At 34.3% G+C, this 18,630-nt stretch carries 19 protein-coding genes, 2 pseudogenes and 1 riboswitch; all 21 genes and pseudogenes read right to left on the minus strand.

What is annotated here, in order from left to right; translation table 11 throughout:
* Positions 1 to 200: 200 nt before the first annotated feature.
* Positions 201 to 2,198 carry a transketolase gene (gene tkt / locus BKP56_RS11365; RefSeq protein ID WP_072695183.1) on the minus strand — a complete coding sequence of 666 codons (1,998 nt, stop codon included), beginning with the start codon at positions 2,196 to 2,198 and terminating at the stop codon, positions 201 to 203.
* Positions 2,199 to 2,233: 35 nt separating this feature from the next.
* Positions 2,234 to 2,776 (minus strand): allulose-6-phosphate 3-epimerase, encoded by a 543-nt coding sequence (locus tag BKP56_RS11370; RefSeq protein WP_072695184.1) that lies wholly within the window; start codon positions 2,774 to 2,776, stop codon positions 2,234 to 2,236.
* A 110-nt stretch (positions 2,777 to 2,886) separates the two neighbouring features.
* Complete coding sequence (locus BKP56_RS11375; protein WP_072695185.1) at positions 2,887 to 3,231, minus strand: Lin0368 family putative glycerol transporter subunit; 345 nt, start codon at positions 3,229 to 3,231, stop codon at positions 2,887 to 2,889.
* Between the two features lie 40 nt (positions 3,232 to 3,271).
* Positions 3,272 to 3,703, minus strand: coding sequence for a Lin0368 family putative glycerol transporter subunit (locus BKP56_RS11380; RefSeq protein ID WP_072695186.1), 432 nt, complete (start codon positions 3,701 to 3,703; stop codon positions 3,272 to 3,274).
* Positions 3,700 to 4,383: a dihydroxyacetone kinase subunit DhaL gene (gene dhaL, locus BKP56_RS11385; protein WP_072695187.1), complete on the minus strand. Its 684-nt coding sequence runs from the start codon at positions 4,381 to 4,383 to the stop codon at positions 3,700 to 3,702. Before dhaL ends, BKP56_RS11380 begins: the two co-directional genes overlap by 4 nt.
* Positions 4,384 to 4,447: 64 nt before the next feature.
* On the minus strand, positions 4,448 to 5,440 hold the full coding sequence (locus tag BKP56_RS11390; protein ID WP_072695188.1) for a dihydroxyacetone kinase subunit DhaK: 993 nt from the start codon (positions 5,438 to 5,440) through the stop codon (positions 4,448 to 4,450).
* Between the two features lie 43 nt (positions 5,441 to 5,483).
* A complete protein-coding gene (gene dhaM / locus BKP56_RS11395) occupies positions 5,484 to 5,810 on the minus strand; it encodes a dihydroxyacetone kinase phosphoryl donor subunit DhaM (protein ID WP_232226972.1) in 327 nt (108 codons plus the stop codon).
* A 138-nt stretch (positions 5,811 to 5,948) separates the two neighbouring features.
* Positions 5,949 to 6,725: a triose-phosphate isomerase family protein gene (locus BKP56_RS11400; protein WP_072695190.1), complete on the minus strand. Its 777-nt coding sequence runs from the start codon at positions 6,723 to 6,725 to the stop codon at positions 5,949 to 5,951.
* 18 nt (positions 6,726 to 6,743) lie between these two features.
* Positions 6,744 to 7,397 carry a fructose-6-phosphate aldolase gene (fsa, locus tag BKP56_RS11405; RefSeq protein WP_072695191.1) on the minus strand — a complete coding sequence of 218 codons (654 nt, stop codon included), beginning with the start codon at positions 7,395 to 7,397 and terminating at the stop codon, positions 6,744 to 6,746.
* 17 nt (positions 7,398 to 7,414) lie between these two features.
* A complete protein-coding gene (locus BKP56_RS11410; RefSeq protein ID WP_072695192.1) occupies positions 7,415 to 7,894 on the minus strand; it encodes an RpiB/LacA/LacB family sugar-phosphate isomerase in 480 nt (159 codons plus the stop codon).
* 56 nt (positions 7,895 to 7,950) lie between these two features.
* The gene (locus BKP56_RS11415) at positions 7,951 to 8,430 is read right to left on the minus strand and encodes a hypothetical protein (protein WP_072695193.1); all 480 of its coding nucleotides are present in this window, start codon (positions 8,428 to 8,430) and stop codon (positions 7,951 to 7,953) included.
* A gap of 196 nt (positions 8,431 to 8,626) precedes the next feature.
* On the minus strand, positions 8,627 to 9,379 hold the full coding sequence (locus BKP56_RS11420; RefSeq protein ID WP_072695194.1) for a DeoR/GlpR family DNA-binding transcription regulator: 753 nt from the start codon (positions 9,377 to 9,379) through the stop codon (positions 8,627 to 8,629).
* A gap of 630 nt (positions 9,380 to 10,009) precedes the next feature.
* Positions 10,010 to 10,210 (minus strand): helix-turn-helix domain-containing protein, encoded by a 201-nt coding sequence (locus BKP56_RS11425; protein ID WP_072695195.1) that lies wholly within the window; start codon positions 10,208 to 10,210, stop codon positions 10,010 to 10,012.
* A gap of 348 nt (positions 10,211 to 10,558) precedes the next feature.
* Positions 10,559 to 12,405: pseudogene (locus tag BKP56_RS11430) on the minus strand (heavy metal translocating P-type ATPase).
* A gap of 97 nt (positions 12,406 to 12,502) precedes the next feature.
* Positions 12,503 to 12,601, minus strand: a riboswitch (NiCo riboswitch).
* Positions 12,602 to 12,745: 144 nt separating this feature from the next.
* Positions 12,746 to 13,114, minus strand: a pseudogene (locus tag BKP56_RS11435) (family 1 glycosylhydrolase); the annotation flags it as partial.
* Between the two features lie 239 nt (positions 13,115 to 13,353).
* Positions 13,354 to 14,673, minus strand: a complete 1,320-nt coding sequence (locus BKP56_RS11440; RefSeq protein WP_072695196.1) for an IS1380 family transposase — start codon at positions 14,671 to 14,673, stop codon at positions 13,354 to 13,356.
* A 297-nt stretch (positions 14,674 to 14,970) separates the two neighbouring features.
* Positions 14,971 to 15,624 carry a ketohydroxyglutarate aldolase gene (locus BKP56_RS11445; protein WP_072695197.1) on the minus strand — a complete coding sequence of 218 codons (654 nt, stop codon included), beginning with the start codon at positions 15,622 to 15,624 and terminating at the stop codon, positions 14,971 to 14,973.
* 2 nt (positions 15,625 to 15,626) lie between these two features.
* Positions 15,627 to 16,226, minus strand: coding sequence for an SIS domain-containing protein (locus tag BKP56_RS11450; RefSeq protein ID WP_072695198.1), 600 nt, complete (start codon positions 16,224 to 16,226; stop codon positions 15,627 to 15,629).
* A gap of 102 nt (positions 16,227 to 16,328) precedes the next feature.
* The gene (locus BKP56_RS11455; protein WP_072695199.1) at positions 16,329 to 17,225 is read right to left on the minus strand and encodes a dihydrodipicolinate synthase family protein; all 897 of its coding nucleotides are present in this window, start codon (positions 17,223 to 17,225) and stop codon (positions 16,329 to 16,331) included.
* A 49-nt stretch (positions 17,226 to 17,274) separates the two neighbouring features.
* The gene (locus BKP56_RS11460) at positions 17,275 to 17,679 is read right to left on the minus strand and encodes a PTS sugar transporter subunit IIA (protein WP_072695200.1); all 405 of its coding nucleotides are present in this window, start codon (positions 17,677 to 17,679) and stop codon (positions 17,275 to 17,277) included.
* Positions 17,676 to 18,620 (minus strand): phosphoglycerate dehydrogenase, encoded by a 945-nt coding sequence (locus BKP56_RS11465; RefSeq protein WP_072695201.1) that lies wholly within the window; start codon positions 18,618 to 18,620, stop codon positions 17,676 to 17,678. Before BKP56_RS11465 ends, BKP56_RS11460 begins: the two co-directional genes overlap by 4 nt.
* Positions 18,621 to 18,630 lie beyond the last annotated feature (10 nt).

The following is an 18,630-nucleotide window of genomic DNA, read 5'->3' on the forward strand; positions in this document are numbered from 1 at the left end:
GGAGAATCAAGATGCATAAAAAAACTTAGGTTTTATAAAATACTTAAATAAGGATTTTCAAAAAAATAAAAGCGAGTAGATTTGTACTAATGTACAAGTCTACTCGCTTTTCGTTCTTTAATTATTCTATAATAATTAGTTTCCAATTTTTTATCTTAAGCATTTAGTACAGTTTCAGACCTCTTATATACAAAAATAGATTAGTTTAACCCATTGTATACTTTCACAATATTATCAGTTGTAAATCCATATGCTTCAACGATTGCGTTTCCTTCCCCGCTCTGACCGAATTTATCTATGGTCACTTTCGCACCTTTCATTCCAGTGTAACGGTCCCAACCGAATGAGGAGCCCATTTCAATAGCTACTCGATTTGTAACAATTGCTGGAAGGACAGATTCTTTATAGTCGTTTGATTGCATTTCGAATAAATCCATACTTGGCATGGATACAACTGAAACGTCTTCACCATTTGCTTTCAATTGTTTCTGTGCCTCGATTGCTAAAGAGACTTCAGATCCAGTTGCAATTAGAATACCAGTCGGTTTCTCGCTTTCAGATGGAGAGATGACATAGGCTCCTTTTTTCACGCTTTCGCGAGCTAGTTTGTTTGTATTCGGCAAGACTGGAAGGTCCTGACGAGTCAATACCAGCATAGTAGGCGTTTTAGTTGATTCTACTGCAATTTCCCAAGCAGCCGCTACTTCATTTCCGTCAGCCGGACGAATCACTGACAAGTTATGCATACCACGATAGCTTGATAGTTGCTCAACAGGTTCATGAGTCGGTCCATCTTCTCCAACCGCAATAGAGTCATGTGTCATGACATAAATTGCAGGGATTTCTGAAAGAGCAGCTAACCGAACTGCCGGACGTAAATAATCAGAAAAAACAAAGAATGTACTAACGTATGATTTCGTTCCACCATGCAATAAAATCCCATTCAATGCTGCAGCCATTGCAAATTCTCTCACACCATACCAGATATTTCGACCATCGTACTGGTCTGCAGAGAAATCGTTCTGATTACTGATCATTGTTTTGTTAGATCCGGATAAATCAGCAGATCCGCCCCAAAAATTTGGTACAGCTTTTGCTATAGCGTTTAATACTTCTCCACTGGAAGCTCGTGTAGCTTTCGCTCCATCCTGTTCTAAATATACAGGAAGATTTTCCTGCCAGTTTTCTGGAAGGGAACCATCCATCATATCAGTAAAGGAAGCAGCCAATTCAGTATGTTTGGCTTTATAAGAGTCTATCCGTTTATTCCAGTCTTCTTCAAATTGTTGTCCTTTTTCAATCATCCGTTCTGAAAAACGTTGTTGTACAGACTCAGGAACGTAGAAGTCTTCCCCTTCCCAAAGATATGCTTTTTTAGTAGCCGTAATACTTTCAGCTCCAAGAGGTGCACCGTGAACAGCAGACGTTCCTGCGTTTTCTGCTCCATATCCAATTACCGTCTTAACTTCGATCAAAGTTGGCTGATCTTTGTTTTCTTTTGCCTGTTCAATTGCTTTATTAATACTTTCAAGATCATTTCCATCTTCTACTCGGATATGCTCCCAGTTATAAGCCTCAAATCGCTTACCGACATTTTCTGTAAATGCCTTTTCAATAGGTCCGTCTAACTGGATATCATTGGAATCATATAAAACGATTAGTTTACCTAATTTCAAATGACCAGCAAGAGAAGCAGCTTCTTGAGAAACGCCTTCTTGCAAATCTCCATCACCACAGAGCGCATACGTGTAGTGATCAACAATGTTATGACTTTCTTTATTATATATAGCTCCTAAGTGTGCTTCAGCCATTGCAAATCCAACAGCATTCGCAATACCCTGACCTAGTGGACCGGTTGTTGCTTCCACTCCATCTGTTATATGCACTTCTGGATGTCCAGGCGTTTTACTCCCCAATTGACGGAAATTTTTCACATCATCAATAGAGACATCATATCCAGATAAATGTAATAAACTGTACAGTAATGCTGATCCGTGACCAGCAGATAGTATGAACCGATCGCGATCAAACCATTTTGAGTTCTTCGGATTCACTTTTAAGTGACGTGTCCATAAAGTATAAGCCATTGGTGCAGCGCCCATTGGTAATCCTGGATGTCCAGAATTTGCTTTCTGAACTGCATCAATACTTAGAGTCCGGAGCGTATTTACCCCAAGTTCATCTATTTTGTCAAACAACTACATTACCTCCAAAGCAAATTTATGATTCTATATTATTCATTAATAAGTTTCTTTTCTGTTGTTTCTTCATAATCTTTGACCATAGTCTCCCAAGAGGTATCGATTTGTTCAGTAAGTCCAAATAATCCGCTTCGCCCAACGATATAGATATCTGGACCGGCTGCATCGATTATTTTGAAAGTTTTTCTATTAGAAGAACCGTCCATTTCAATAACGTATTTATATCCCTTTTCTTCTCTAAGCTTTTTCAAATCAACGATTTTATCTAACGTACCGTCAATGAATCTCTGCCCAGCAAATCCAGGATCAACTGTCATAATTGTAATTTTATCCAATAAATCAATATAGGGGAAAATTGTTTCAATGGGCGTTTCAGGATTTAGTACGATTCCAGCCTTTAATCCCGCATCATGAATCTGATCAATCAAACGAAAAGCCAGCCCATCTAGCACTTCTGCATGCATGCAGATCCATTCATATTTCAAATCAACTAGTTGCTGAACCCAGAAACTTGGATCAGTTACCATCAAATGCACAGACATTGGAAGATCACTGATTTTTCTAGTTTCCTCAATAAACCACGTATTAGGAACTTTTTAAAATAATCTTTCTAAATTTTTTTGCATTTCACTTATCATCATAACAATATGGAAAGTGTGTTCTATAAAATTAAAATAGAAATTCGTCATAAGAAAAAAGATAATACCAATCCAGCTAGTACTCCTCCAGATAATCCTGCACTAATATTTCTCATTGAAGGTTTAACTTTTCCCCCACGAACAATCGAAGCCACATAAACTCCAACTGCTGCTGCAACTGCCATATCAATCCAAGCACCATTTTCAGATTGAGTAATCATAGGATTATTTATTCCATGATTTATAGTCCATACCGTACCCACGATAAAAGCAGCAGCCATCCAACCACCTATCGGACCAAAATCATCAACTAGCTTGCCCCAAGATAATCTAATCATGAACGGAAATAAGAATCCCCCTACCATCGTTGCAATAGCTTGCCCAGTTGTCATTATTTTTCCTCCTTATTAAATTCATATTTGAGATTTTCAATTACTTTAGATTAGATTCTGAACCATCATACTTTGGTCCTGGTGTTTCGTCAGCTGGTTTAAAAGCATGTTTTTTATCCTGCTCTTTTTCCATATTTTCTTCAATAAGCCCTGCAGCAATACCTCCGATAATAGCACCAATGATAACAAGTGATAGTGTTGGAATTGTACTAGTAAATGCTTCAAATCCGTTCATGAAAATATCGCGGAAGATTCCTGCAACACCAATTCCGAAAGCCATATCTACAAACGCGTGATCCTCCGGAATATCAATTAGTCCGATATAATGATTCAAATAATACATAGGACCAATTATTATTATTGCTGCCATATATCCTCCCGCTATTCCATAAGAATCTACCAGACCATTCCATATACTCATTACCAGCAAACCAGCGATAAAATATCCGATTATTGCTCTAAAAAATTTCATCTCATACTCTCTCCATTCTTGATTCTATTTTTTTCATCACTATCTTGAAAAGATTCGTAAAATGCTTTGAAAATTAAGTATGATGATTCTGCTCCTGGATCCCGATGACCAATAGCACGTTCACCCAATCTAAGAGAACGACCTTTTTTTGCTATTAGGGGATCTGTATTTTTTGCACCTTGTTTTAAAACTTCTATAAATTCTTTGAATATTTCCAGTTCTCTACCATTTGGATCTGATTCTTTCAAATAGTCTGCTCCTGGACGCAAAGAATCAATCATAGTTTTATCTCCCACTTGTGCTTTTCCTCGCATTTCAACAGCTGCTACTCCGTTATCAATCATCTTAATAAACTCTTCAAAAGTAACAACTTCTTTTCCTTTTACATCAGTGCCCATTTTCATAAAAAAACTACCATATAACGGCCCAGATGCTCCTCCTACTTTACCAAGTAAAGTCATACCAACTTTCTTTAGAAAAGAACTAATGTCTTCAGTGTTTTCATTAAGTTCACTTAATCTTTTAGTAACTTCTCGAAAACCAATACTTAAATTGATTCCATGATCTCCATCACCAATATCAGAGTCCAATTTAGTTAGATAATTCCGTTCTTTTTCAATCATCTCGGCTATCTTTTTGATGCTTTCCACAAAGTAATCTTTTGATAAAGTAACTACCATAATAATCCCTCCTCTTAGTCAATACAAATAAACGATTAAAGCCGTACCCAAAATCAGCATACTTTTATTGTTTGAAGTATGGTGTATCACAAGATGCAGCCAATAATTCTCTTAATTCATTATCCAGTTTTACTAGTGTGACAGACATCCCAATCATATCCATTGAAGTAGCATAGTTACCTACTAATGATCGATCAATAATAATCCCTTTTTCTTCAAGTACTTGATCAACACGTCGATAACATATATATTGATCCATTAAAGGAAGCGATCCTAACCCATTTATCATCACAAGTGTTTCATCCCCCTCTTTGATTGGAGAACGTTCTAGTAAATGATTAAGAATCTCATCAATTACTTCATTAGCTGGTTTAAGTTTTTTTCGCTCTATCCCTGGTTCACCATGAAGCCCCATTCCAACCTCCATGTCACCTTCGTTCATTTCAAAAATTGCTTCTCCCGTTACCGGTAACGTTGCTGAAGATAGCGCAACTCCTAATGAAAAAGTATTTCTATTAGCTTTTTCAGTCAGCTGAACAACTTTGTCTAAATCATATCCTTTTGCAGCAGCAGCAGCAGCAGTTTTGAATACAATTAAATCACCTGCTACCCCTCTTCTATCTTCAAAATTAGTAGATGAATATACATCATCTTTTACACTAACGCTCTCGACACGTATCCCCTCGTCAGCAGCCATTTCAGCACCCATGTCAAAATTTAATACATCTCCTGCATAATTTCCATATAAGTATAAACATCCTTTTCCACTATCTACTTCTTTGACTGAAATATAACAAGGCTCAGGGGAAGGAGAAGTATTAACATTACCAATTACCGCTGCATCCGCAAAATCTTTTCCAACATATCCTAAAAACATTGGTTCATGTCCTGCACCTCCACCTAAAATGATACGTACTCTAGGTTCTTCACTCATAACTTTACTAACTATCACTCGATCAGATTCTTCGGAAAACCGTACGTAGTCAGAATGTACTTTTGTATACCCTTCCAACATTTCTTCCACTACGTCATACCCATCATTAATTAATCTACCCATTTAAAAAACCTCCTATAATATTAATGTTACAATCAAGTTTATTTTAACAATTAGCAACTTCAACTAAAATTTCATTCAATGAAGAATTAATAGATGCTCTCACAGCAGCCGCAAATGCACCTTCAACTAATGGAGCATCTACAAGTTGAATTTTTGTTTTTAATGTTTCTGCTTCTATTAAATCAAGTGCTGTTTCAGCACTTAATACAGCGCTTCCAATATCCGAAAAAATAAGGATATATTCTGCTTCTTTAAATTGCTCAATACATTTTAAAATTTCAAGACTATTGGTTCCTAAGCGACCATCTTCTGTCCCACCACATGATTTGATTTTTACACTTTCAGAAGTTCCAATCATTTCATCAATCATTTCTTTTATGCCGTCTGTAATTTTTTTGCTATGAGAAACTAAAATTATACCAATCAAGTTATATCCTCCAGTATACTTATTTATTAATTAAACTTACTATTTTCCAAATACATTTTTCAAAAAATCTTAATACTTTATTTAATATTTCTTTGCTCGCTTCACTTCATCCACAATCGATAAGAGCTGATTTGGATCATGTCCGAATCTACCAACAAATAAACCGTCCACATCCTTATGCTGAGTTAATTGATATGCATTATTTTTGCTAACAGAACCACCATATATGATTGTAATCAATTCTGCAGTCGTCTCATCAAGTAGTTCTGTTAGGCATTCTCTAATCAATTGGTGTGAGCGGTGCACATAATCTGCATCTGCCGCTTTTTCCTTACCTATTGCCCAAAATGGTTCATACGCAATTATTAAACTACTGTATAAATTTTTCTTTGAGGCAGCTAAACACTCATTTAAATCGTCGTAAAAAATACTTTTTAATTTTACTGAATCTATTTGTCGAGTTACCTCTCCTAAACATAAAATTGGAGATAATCCATATTCCAATGTCAAAGTAATTTTATCTGCAATCATTTTATTATTTTCTTGAAAAATCGTACGCCTTTCATAATGTCCAATTTCAACGAGTGAGCAATTTAACTCTTTAAGTGCCTCTATAGAAATCTCTCCAGTATATGCACCATTAGCTTCAGGTGCAATATTTTGAGAACCATAAAGAATTGAAGAATCATTCAATTCATTCGCCACTGGATACAATGAAGTTGCAGTGGGTAAATAGAATACTTCTACAGCATCTTCATTCAATAGTAAATTTTTCATAATTTTAGCATATTCAATGGCCTGCTCAGGAAGGTTCTGGTATAGTTTCATACTGATTCCTACTTTAGGTTTTCGGGTCATTAGCCAGTCCTCCTAAGTTTAACTGATTTTTTTCTGATAGTTCTCCCAATCTTTCAAGAAACCTTCAATTCCTTTATCAGTCAATGGATGTGCTGCCATTTTACTAAATTGACTTCCTGGTATAGTCGCAATGTGAGCACCTACTTTAGCAACATTTTCTACATGAGCAGTTGTTCGAATACTAGCAGATATAATTTCTGTTTCGAATCCAAATTCGTCAAATATATCTTTCAAATCACTGATTACTCCAAGACCGTCACTGCTAATATCTTCTAGCCTCCCCATAAAAGGGCTTACATAAGTAGCGCCTGCTTTAGCTGCCATTAAACCTTGTGCTACTGAAAAGATCAGAGTAACGTTCGTTTTAATACCTTCCTGAGATAATATATGAACTGCTTTTAATCCTTCAATTGTCATTGGTATTTTAACTACCACATTTTTTGACCACGTAGCTAGCTCTCTTGCTTCATCAATCATATCATCAGCTTTTAAGCTAATAACTTCTGCACTGACAGGCCCATTTACAATACTGCAAATTTCTTTAATGACTTCTTCAAACGGCCTCCCTTCTTTAGCAATTAAAGTCGGGTTAGTCGTTACACCGTCCAATAAACCTAATGAATTCGCATAGCGAATCTCTTCAACGTTAGCTGTATCAATAAAAAATTTCATTAATTTAAACTCCTTTTTTAGCATTTTTTAAAATTGTCAACTGATGTAGCATAATTTTCTTTTTCTTTTTCCATGATTTGCTCGACCTTACGTCCTGAGTTACCACCTTTAAAAGTTAAACTTAAATATTCTTTAACGAGATGCTTCATAACATCAACTCCGATAATTTTAGCACCAAAAGTTATGATTTGTGCATTATTGCTAAGCTGTGCTCTTTCAGCTGAATAAGGATCATGTACTTGCGCTGCTCGAATACCTGGTATTTTATTAGCAGATATCGCTACCCCTATACCTGTTCCGCAAATTAAGATTCCTCTTTCAACCTCGTTATTTATAATTGCTTCTCCAACTTTAAATGCGATACCTGGATAGTCCACCGCATCTACTGAATAACAACCATAATCTCGAACTTCATGACCTAACTCTTGAGTTAAATAATTTTTCAACTCTTCTTTTGCTTCGAAAGCATTATGATCAGCTCCGATTCCAATTTCCACAAAAACAACTCCTTTATATAGTATTTAAGCGTTATTAACCGTGTACATATTTTTGCTCAAGAATAACTACGAGCAATTTTTTCTTTCATAATTCCTAATACTATTTCTAGCGCTTCTAAAAAAACTTTATTGTAAGTAGTTTCTTCAACACCTTCAGAATTTGGAACATGTATTCCAAGTACATCTTTGCTTAGGTAACTTATTGAAGATTCAATTTCATCTGTAATACCAGTTAACTTTGCCAGTTTAGCTTCAAATTCCTTTGCTTTTTCTAAATTGGCAACAGTTGGTTCTCCCTGAATAACAAAAAACAGAACGTCATGTTTGTCTACTAAAGATAAATCTTCTACTTCCATTGCATTAATTGGATTATATTGCCTTAAAAAATATTCAACTTTTTCTTTTACCGGTGTTTCTGCTAGATAATAGACTTGTTTAGGATTTTTCAAATGATCTGCCACACAACTAACTTCTCTACGAATCACACTGTCTAATGTTTTTGAAAGAAGCTTCTGTTGTTCTTCATTATTGACCATTTCATCACCACCTTTTTCTTTATTATATATTCAGTATAAGTTATAAAACCTAAATGTCAAGCTAAATTAACATAAACATTACATAAAGTTACTACTTTTTTGTTATTTATCAAATTAAACTAACAAACATGTTATTTTTCTTATATAAACATACTGAAAAAGGACTTTTCTAAAGAAAAGTCCTTTTTTATAAAAATTAACAAATAAACAAGTCTATATTATAATCTCGTAAAAACAATTCATATTCTTCAGGAATAAATTGGTCTGTTATAATACCATCAATTTCATCTAAATGTGCATAAGTTACCAAAGCTGACTTACCCATTTTTTCTGACCCGACTAAAGCATATGTTTTTCGAGATTTAGATACTACAGCACTTTTGATTTCATATTCTTGGTTATCAGAATTGGATAGACCTGAAACGATAGAAACAGCCGAAGCAGCCATAAAAGCTTTGTGAATATTATATTTTTTTAAAATGTCTGTTGCAACTGCTCCAATGAAAGAATGTGTATTTTTATGATAAGTTTCTCCAAAAATAATCAATTTAACGTTGGGCATCAGCGCTGCTTTATTAATCACAATCAAGCTATTAGTGATAATAGTCAGTCTAATTTCTTCTGGCAAAAAATCTGTTATAAACTGAGTAGTTGTCCCCGAATCAATAAAAATTATATCATTTTCTTTAATTTCATCTGCAGCTCGTTTAGCTATATTTTTCTTTCCATTAAGAGCTTGCTGGTTTCGTTCTTCAAAAGGTGGTAAAAAAGTTTCAATAAATTCTACTCCACCATATACTTTTTCATAATAATCTAATTTAACAATCTCGTTAACATCTTTTCTAACAGTATTTTTAGATACTTTAAACAATTCACATAGTTCATCCAAAGATACGTGCTTTTTTTGCTTGATATATTGTTCCATTTCATGAATTCGTTTTGATTTCACTCAAAGTACTCCCTTACATTGAGAAATTCTTGTCTTTTAAAAGTTTTATACTATACCAACATATAGATAATATTATCTTATCATGAAGTTAATTTTATAGCAACTTTATAGCAACACTTAATCATCTTTATTCCTCTTTTCAAAAGTATATGAAGAAAATCCGAGTAACTCAACTAAATACTGAACTGTTTCTTCAAATACTTTACTATCCAGCGAACCACTAATTTAGATTATCTAAAGTTCTGTCGATAAATGACTTTAATTCAACTTCTCCTGTAAAACTACTAATAAAAAGGAACTATTATAAAATTGCTTATATTATAAAAGCGAATATATTTAATAGTACAATATACCTAATTTTATTTTTCAACTCTTTTTTTTACTCCACAAATTCTCAAATTATTAAATAAATTTCATATTTCTTTGTTCAATATTTATGTTTCAATTCCCGCATATTCACTGACTTTATTCAATCTAGACACTTTAGCTTTGATCAGCAAATGGGTATCTATTTCTTTTATATTAACATTATTCAATCCAATAATATCAATTAATTATTGAATATAGATTTTTCTGTAACCTCTCTTATTAATTTTTGATAGATTCTTTATTAGATTATTTTGATTTGCTTCAATATAATATTTTTACTCTTCCTTTCTCGGATAAAATAAGATCTCCTTTAGGAAATGCTTCATTAATATCCTTTATAATTCTGTAAACTGTCTTTCTAGAAATTTCTAATTGACTAGAAAGTTCTTCTGATGTCATATAACTTTGTTTTTTTGAAAGAAACAGCAATAGCTTTTGTTCACGATCTTTCTTTGAACTCATCGCTATCCCTCCTTTGTTATTTATAGTTTACCGGACATTTAAGAAAACGCTTCACTGACAGTTGTCCATTGCAGTGGACAAAACTCTCTAAGTCATTTTAACATTCGGAACTTTTATTATTTTAAACTGGTATTTTAACAATAAGTTAGCCCACAAAAAAGAACAATAGTCATTAAGCCAACTATTGCCTTTATAAATAGTATTGAAATTTACTTTTTCTTCTTTTATATTCTTCAATGAAAAAATCATAGTCGTCATTAAATAAATTTATCTATTATTTATAGATTTCCTCAGTTTAAATAAACTATATTTTTCAATTTGCTTGATTACCTGAATCTACAATAGTTCTTATTTTAATAATGATTTTTTATTTTGAAGTAACATTCTCAGACCATTTAAGATAACTAATATCGTGGAACCTTCGTGAAAAATAACACCGACCGGCAAATCCAATAAACCAAATAAATTAAATCCAATAAGAATAACGATAACGCTAATAGCAAAAATAAGGTTTTGCATAATAATTTGTTTAAGTTTTTTACTTAATTGATAACTGTAAAAAAGTTTTGTTAAATCATTTTTTACAATGACAATATCAGCAGATTCCATTGCCACACTCGAACCGCCTCCCATAGCTATTCCAATATCAACATTAGCCAGCGCTGGTGCATCATTTATGCCATCTCCAATCATTCCGACAGTCTTTGCCATTGATTGATCTCTTTGAATGAAATTAATTTTATCTTCTGGCATACAGTTTGCTTTATATTCCGAGATATTAACTTCTTCAGCAACCGTTTGGGCAACTTCTTCATTATCTCCTGTTATTAATCTTACTTTAACCCCTTCTTTTTGAAAGTCTTTGACTGCTTCAGCAGCCTCTGTTCGAACTTGATCAGCCAAAGCAAAGTAACCTAGAACCTTTTCATTTTTTCCAACATAAATTATGGTATGTCCTTTTTGATCCATGCTAAGATACTGATATTCATCTTCATAGTTTTTAAAAAGATTCTTTTTCCCAACTATAAGATCTCCTTTTACTAATCCTGAACCAGTAATTTCCTTAATACTTCCGTCATGGTCAATAGTCGATAAATCTAACGCTTTAAATGCAGTGGTAATCGCTTTAGCAATCGGATGGTTCGATTGTTGTTCCATGAACACAACCTCTTTTAAAAGTTCAGTTTCTAGTTGATAATCAGTTACTTTAAAGGTGCCATATGTTAGTGTGCCCGTTTTATCGCTATAAAGAATATCCATCATATTCAATGCTTCCATAGCTGTTCCACCCTTAAAAAGGATCCCATTTTTAGCGCCATTACTAATAGCACTGAGTGTAGCCGGAGTAGCTGCTGCTACTAATGCACACGGACTAGCAACTGTTAGTAAGACCATGCCTCTGTAAAAGGCTTCTTGAAAGTTGAAGTCACCAAATGTGTAAAGAGCCAATATAAAGATCGGGACAATGATCAATACAGCTGTAACGTATTTCGATTCGATTCTATCAATAATTTTGGATATCTTAGATGGTCTATTTTGTGCTTCTTCTACCATTCGTATAATATTAGAAAAAACGGTTTGATTGCTTAGTTTATTTACTTTTAAGTAAAAGACATCCCCTTCATTAATTGTTCCAGCTAAAGCTTCATTGTCTTTTTCTTTTTTAACCGGAATAGATTCCCCGGTTAATGCCGCTTCATTTATTAGAACACTCCGATCAAGTATGCCATCTATTGGAACTTGTTGACCTTTTGATACAATAATTCTATCTCCAATGGCCAAATCTTCAGTAGACACTTCTACCACTTCACCGTTTTCTTTTAAAAGTTGTGCAGTTCTTGGTGTTTGTGACATGAGTTCTGAAATAGTCTTCGTGGACTTTGCTGAAGCATAGGATTCTAACAATTCGGCACCAGCAAATATAAATAATAACATGGCGCCTTCTGATTCATAATTGATCAATACTGCTCCAAGAGCAGCTAATATCATCAATAAGTCTACATTTGGAGATCTTGTTTGGATTGTAACGGATACAGCATTTTTTGCAGCAAAATATCCTAAGAAACAGATCGAACTATAAAAAAAGTATTTACTCATTAAATCAGAGAATGGCATCATTGTGACGCCCAAAATAATAAAAAATGTACCTACAATAAAAACTGTCCTGCTTTCGTCTTTAATAAATAGTGAACCATTGTACAACTTCCTTCCTGCTTTTATTCTCATATTTTGACTAAAACCTCAGCTAAACTCTTGATTTCAATAAAAAAAAGACACACTGCAAGACAGAAAAACTGTCTCACAGTGTGTCTTTTTACACGCTGCTGCTACATGCTGTAGCCCGGCTGCATAAACTTTTAAAAAGCTTACCGCTTGTTCATTAAAACGTATCATACCTTAAAAATAAACGAATGATACATATTTGATTTTTGATATCCAAATTTTAACTGTTTATTGCGTATTGTCAACTATAAATATTCTTTCTAATGACAGTAACAGTAGAGCGTTAAATACCTATCAAATCCATTATTTACCTTAGTATTTGGTCAATCCATTATTCTCAATAACTTTCTGGTAAAAGTAAAAACTGTCTTTTCTGATTCGAGCAAGGTCTTTTAAGTCATGATCTTCTCTATTAACATAGATAAATCCATACCGTTTCTTAAATCCTTGATGGGAACTTAAAATATCAATTACCGCCCATGGACAATACCCTATCAGCTCAACACCATCAGCGATTGCATCATTACAGGCCGCAATATGATCTCTTAGATAATCAATTCGGTAGTCATCATGCACTTTTCCATCTTCAGTAAGGATATCTGATGTTCCCAATCCATTTTCTGTAATAATCAGAGGCAATCTATAGCGTTCATAATAGTCATTCAATACTAAGCGAAAGCCCATATAAAAGAGTAAATTTTATTTTTTCATATTGATCCTGAATAATTCATAGATCTAAATTCAAGCTTTTTTTTTTGAAGAAATTGCCCATTTTTAAATTAGGCAGATACTTCCTTCCAAAATAATGTGTTTTCGAACAGGATGCCTACGGAAGAAGGTCATAATAAAAAAATTTGTCTATTTAAGGGCAGACGAATCCCTTGAAAAAAATCGGTTTAAAAATTTGTGTGATAACTAGTCTAAATCCATTGTTTGGATCGCCGCAGGCGTTCAAAAACCTTATAAAATTCAGTTTGATACACATGATAGCTTGACAGTTTGAGATAGACCTGTCTCCCAGTTTGAACAAGTTTACCGGCTACTTTAAGCAATGTCAGCCGGATGGAATGGATCGTCATGCCCTGGTTCACTTTATCAAAACCAATGGTTTTTAAAAAATTGACGAGGTTGTATGCAAGGACACTGATCATCATTCTGACATGATTTTCTAAGAAACGCGGGCTATCTGTTTTATCGAAGTAAAAGCCACCTTTCGCTTCTTTGATGAAATTTTCCATTGTTCCACGCTTGCCGTAAAGAGAAAATATGACTTCAGGCGAGACGTTGTCGGATAGATTAGTCACAATAAACGCATGATGAAAAAGCAATTCTCCTCCTTCACGGACGGAACGTATACAGACACGACGGGGTTTCGACCAGGATTGTGCTTGATAAGGTAGTGAAAAATACTGCACTTCTCGCTTTTCCCATTCTTGATTGTCCCCGTAAAGAACAGAGTGTTCAGCTAACTGACTTAACCTCCGATTGCTCTTTAATCGGATAACGTACTGGCTTTCAGTTGCTTCACAAGACTCATACACCTCTGGTGTGGCGAAGCCGCTGTCCCCCCGAACCAATATCTCGGTATGAGGTAACGTGCTCTTGTATTGGTATAACAGCGGGGCGATAAAAGCTTTTACCCCTTTAGATGTGTACTGATTGCCTGAACGCAGTTCAGCTTTTAAGAAATCTCCGGTCAGTCCGTCAAAGGCAACTAATGGGTGATAGCCGTAGGTTTGATAATGGGCATTATAATCTGTTTGTTCTTGGCGTCCAAAGGTATCCGAATGTGTGGAATCGACATCAATGATTAACTCGGTATCATTGCGAATCAAACGCGCTTTATTAATCAGCGACTGATTTAATGCTTGGAGTTGATCGATGTTCTCCTCGGTGAAACGATCCAGAAACCGTGAGATTGACGATTGTGAGGCCAACTGCTTTTTACCGAGTACAGCTTGAAAGACTGGATCCTGTCTTAATAGATTAGCTGATGAGTCTGCCGAGTAACCAGCAATTAACTGCATAATAAGCTGTTCCAATATCGCTAAGTTATGATGGGTAAAATAAGCCCGATGATCTGTGATATGGAGCCATTGTTTAGCTAATTGTGAAAAGCCGAAGGTATTCATCAATTCTTTAACCAGGACTAACCCCGAATCACTTGATAGACGACCACCAGTATGTGAAATAGTGATATTTGAATTGAATTTAACTTGATTTTCGTGTAATCTAGTCATGAGAAGAACTCCTTTCTTATGGTTGGTTTCGTCACCTTTACCATAGCAGAATGGGGTTCTTTTTTCATCACTTAAGGGGTGAAAATAAAAAAGTAATTATCAGACTGCCGTTAGGCAGTTTCAGACGGTTTCAATTAAAAAGTATGAATTATTCAGGATTGATATATTTCTTATTTATCAAAACTGATCAATTTTAAAAATCATGCATAAATTAAAGGTGAAAACTATTGTCAGAAATGACAACAGCTTTCACCTTATAGTTAATCTTTAAATTCTATTATGGATTACTCAATAAAATTATTCTATTTCAAGAATTTCATATTCCTTTCTTGCTTCGTCAATAATGTTACGAATTTTTTTAGCGTTTTGGGTAATTTCTTCTGTAGTTCCTTTAGTGAGTAAGGATCCAAAACCACATATGTCTGTTCCGAGTTCAATCCAAATACTAAAATTTTCTAAATTAATACCACCACTTGCTAGTATTGGCATATCTGGAAATGGTGTTTTAAAAACTTGAGATAATTTACTACCGTAGAAATCGGATATTGGAAATGCTTTAATAAATGCTGCTCCATAACTTAATGCTTCTATTGCTTCTGTAAAAGTTGTACACCCAGGTGCGTAAGGAATTTGATATCGATTACAAATTTTTGCAACATCTTTATTGAAATTTGGAGCGATAATAAACTCTGCTCCACTCATGATCGCATGCCTCGCTGTTTCTGAATCGAGTACTGTACCTGCTCCTATACAAAGAGTTTCTCCAAAGCGTTCTTGTAACTGACTAATAATATCTCCTGCATTATTTAGTGTATAGCTAAGCTCCATTGCTGGTACGCCCCCATTTATACACCCCGTAGCTATTTCAGTTGCTCTTTCAATTGAATGCGTACGGACTATAGCAAGGGCACCTGTGTCGTGTAACCGCTTCGTGACTTCTGATTTTTTCATTTTTATACTCCTTCTTTTCCTATTCTATTTTCTCCAATTGTTCCTCCAGGGTGCCATTTTAGATAACTTTCCATATCAAGTTCCTTTGCTTCTTGTAATAATACAGACAAACATTGTAAAACAATTATTTGATTTAATATTGAAGCCCGAGGTGGTTTGTTTAAATCATCTCCTTCATCTATAACCTCTGATACAAGCGCAACTTCCGACAAACGACTTAAGGAAGTCATAATGTTCTTTGATAAACCAATGACTTTAGCTCCATTAGATTTCACAGTTTCAACCGAATAAAGTAACTCTTTTGTTTCACCACTATTTGAAATAGCAATAACGATATCTCCAGGAACGACTTGTCCACTTGATCCGTGGACTGCTTCCGTTCCATCTAATTTATAAGTTGGAGTTCCTGTTGAAGATAATAAAGAAGCACAATATCCCGCAACATAAGATGGTTTTCCAATTCCCATAACATGGACTCTATTTCCTTTTTTTTCTGCTGATTGTATAAGTTTAGCTGCATACTTGAGGGCAGAAACCGGAAGCGAATCATAAAGCAATTTATTTACTTCACTATCAACTGTATCAATAAATTTCTGTAGCATCTCTTTACTCCTTCATTTTATTTTTGAGCGTTTCTATGTTGCTTTTTACTTTTGAGCGTTACCATTTTAGTTTTCCATTTCTTTTTTTGAGTAAGTGTTACTCTATCTTTCTTTATTTATACCTATTTTTTTCAACATTTCTTGAATTTCTTTATCTGCTTCCTCTGACAATTCTAACGTTGGATATCTTGCTGGGCCTACCTCAGCGATTCCAGCTAATTCAATAGACCGTTTTAAGGCTGAAGGAACAGTTCCTAATTTCAAAATTTTTCTCAACTCTTCAATCGCTTGCTGGTAACCACTTATTTTATCTACTTCGTGGTACTTTAGAGCATGATTAAAGCCAACTAATTGATCAGTTAATAAATTACTGGTTCCTGCTACAGCTCCTTTAGCACCTAACGCATAAGCCTGTGCAATTTTAGAATCTGATCCTATTAATACAACAGTATCAGTATTCTTAGTAGCATTTATATAGCTTTCAAATAATTCTAAATTACCACTACTGTCTTTGATACCTCTCACATTTTTAATACTTGAAAGTTTTTCAACAAGTTCAGGTGATAGTTTATATCCAACTGTTTTTGGAATATTATATAAAATGATTGGTATCTCTACACTATTTGCAATACTTGAAAAATAGTAATACAATTCTTCTTCAGTAGGTTCGAAGAAGTAAGGAGCAAGAACAGAAAGTGCATCAACTCCAAGCAATTCCATTTTTTTGGATAATCTAATGCTTTCATGTAATGAACAGCTACCTGTTCCCACATAAACAGGTACTCTTTTATTAACCTTTTTTGTTACATGTTCTACAAACTGCAGTTTTTCATTTTCAGTTAAAACATGAAATTCTCCGTTGCTACCCAGTAAGAATAAGCCATCTATACCTTTATCAATTAAACGATCTATTAACTGATCGGTAGCTTCATAATTTATTGTTTGATTATTATCCCTACAAAAAGGTGTGACCATAGGGGTTATCATTCCTTGAATCATTTTTTTCATCCTTTCAGAACGATTAGAAAATCACTCTATTATTCACTTTTTAATCTAATTTCTTATTTGTATGAACAGTTCCTTCATTAGCTATCTTAATAGTTTCATCTACTAATTCTTCAATATTTATTTCTTGTTCCCCTGAAACCTTCATGTAAAGATCAATGAATATACACAGACTAGCCCCCGTAATTACTTCAAGATTGTATTTTTTTGTTAGAGCCGTTAGTACATTAGAAGGGGTTCCCCCAAACAAGTCAACTAAAGCTATTGTTTTTCCATCATTCCGTTTCAGTATAGATTCAGCTGTCTTCAGAAAATCATCAAATGACATTTCTGGTAATAAAGAGATAACTTCTACTCGCTCAACTTTTCCTATAATCATTTCAGCAGAAGTCACTAGTTCTTCAGCAAAATGTCCATGACTAGCTACAAGTATATTTATCGGGGTCATTTTTCATCGCCACCTACTAAAAGTTTTTCCATTACAATACTAGTTGCCAAGTGACAAGTCCGTTGTTCGGATTCTTCAGTTCTTGAAGCAGTGTGGGGTGTCAAAATAAATTGATCTAACTTTAGTAATTCTATATTTTCTACTGGAGGCTCCTGGCTAAATACGTCAAACATAGCAGAACGAATTATACCGTTCTTTAACGCATTTAATAGGGCTTCTTCATTAACGACTCCACCTCGTGCACTATTGACTAAACAGGCAGTAGATTTCATTTTTTTAAGCTCGTAACCTGAAATTAAATTTTTAGTAGAAGAATTTAGCGGAACATGTAAGGAAAGATAGTCACTATCTTGAAGAATTTCATCATAGGATACTTCTTTAACCTTACTTTCTTCTTTAATTTTTTTATCAATTTCTATCACATCATATACAAGTACTTCCATACCTAATCCACTGACTTGCTTTGCAAGGCGTTGACCAATTGCTCCAAATCCTATTATTCCCAATGTTTTCCCTTTTAATTCTCTTCCCGTCTCTTTTATCCAGTTTCCTTCCTTTACTTGTTTAGCTGAAGAAAAAAGATTTTTTGCATCCATGAACATTAATGAAAGAACATGTTCCGCAACTGCATTTGTATTTGTGCCAAGTGTTTTTCCTATAAAAATATTTTTTTCAGCAGCATATTCAAGATCAATATTGTCGGTTCCTACCCCAAACTTACAAATCACTTTTAGATTTGGACATGCATCTAAAAAGTCTTTATCTATTGTATCCACTCCAACAATTAGTCCATCTGCATCTTTTGATTTCTCTAGTAACACGTCAGCTGAATAAGGCAAACCTGTCTGATTGAAATCCACATCAATCCCATTTGCATCAAACTGTTTTAAAGCTTTTTCTCCATAATTTGCAAAACCTCTCGGAGTAATAACAACTTTCATCTAATCAATT

This window comes from Marinilactibacillus sp. 15R (genome assembly GCF_001895285.1).
GTDB lineage: Bacteria > Bacillota > Bacilli > Lactobacillales > Carnobacteriaceae_A > Marinilactibacillus > Marinilactibacillus piezotolerans.

Excerpts from the sequence above, each read along its gene's own strand:
- BKP56_RS11375 (WP_072695185.1), bottom strand. The coding sequence starts at position 3,231 with ATGACAACTGGGCAAGCTATTGCAACGATGGTAGGGGGATTCTTATTT.
- BKP56_RS11380 (WP_072695186.1), bottom strand. The coding sequence starts at position 3,703 with ATGAAATTTTTTAGAGCAATAATCGGATATTTTATCGCTGGTTTGCTG.
- dhaL (WP_072695187.1), bottom strand. The coding sequence starts at position 4,383 with ATGGTAGTTACTTTATCAAAAGATTACTTTGTGGAAAGCATCAAAAAG.
- BKP56_RS11390 (WP_072695188.1), bottom strand. The coding sequence starts at position 5,440 with ATGGGTAGATTAATTAATGATGGGTATGACGTAGTGGAAGAAATGTTG.
- dhaM (WP_232226972.1), bottom strand. The coding sequence starts at position 5,810 with ATGATTGATGAAATGATTGGAACTTCTGAAAGTGTAAAAATCAAATCA.
- BKP56_RS11400 (WP_072695190.1), bottom strand. The coding sequence starts at position 6,725 with ATGACCCGAAAACCTAAAGTAGGAATCAGTATGAAACTATACCAGAAC.
- fsa (WP_072695191.1), bottom strand. The coding sequence starts at position 7,397 with ATGAAATTTTTTATTGATACAGCTAACGTTGAAGAGATTCGCTATGCG.
- BKP56_RS11415 (WP_072695193.1), bottom strand. The coding sequence starts at position 8,430 with ATGGTCAATAATGAAGAACAACAGAAGCTTCTTTCAAAAACATTAGAC.
- BKP56_RS11425 (WP_072695195.1), bottom strand. The coding sequence starts at position 10,210 with ATGAGTTCAAAGAAAGATCGTGAACAAAAGCTATTGCTGTTTCTTTCA.
- BKP56_RS11440 (WP_072695196.1), bottom strand. The coding sequence starts at position 14,673 with ATGACTAGATTACACGAAAATCAAGTTAAATTCAATTCAAATATCACT.
- BKP56_RS11445 (WP_072695197.1), bottom strand. The coding sequence starts at position 15,624 with ATGAAAAAATCAGAAGTCACGAAGCGGTTACACGACACAGGTGCCCTT.
- BKP56_RS11450 (WP_072695198.1), bottom strand. The coding sequence starts at position 16,226 with ATGCTACAGAAATTTATTGATACAGTTGATAGTGAAGTAAATAAATTG.
- BKP56_RS11455 (WP_072695199.1), bottom strand. The coding sequence starts at position 17,225 with ATGATTCAAGGAATGATAACCCCTATGGTCACACCTTTTTGTAGGGAT.
- BKP56_RS11460 (WP_072695200.1), bottom strand. The coding sequence starts at position 17,679 with ATGACCCCGATAAATATACTTGTAGCTAGTCATGGACATTTTGCTGAA.
- BKP56_RS11465 (WP_072695201.1), bottom strand. The coding sequence starts at position 18,620 with ATGAAAGTTGTTATTACTCCGAGAGGTTTTGCAAATTATGGAGAAAAA.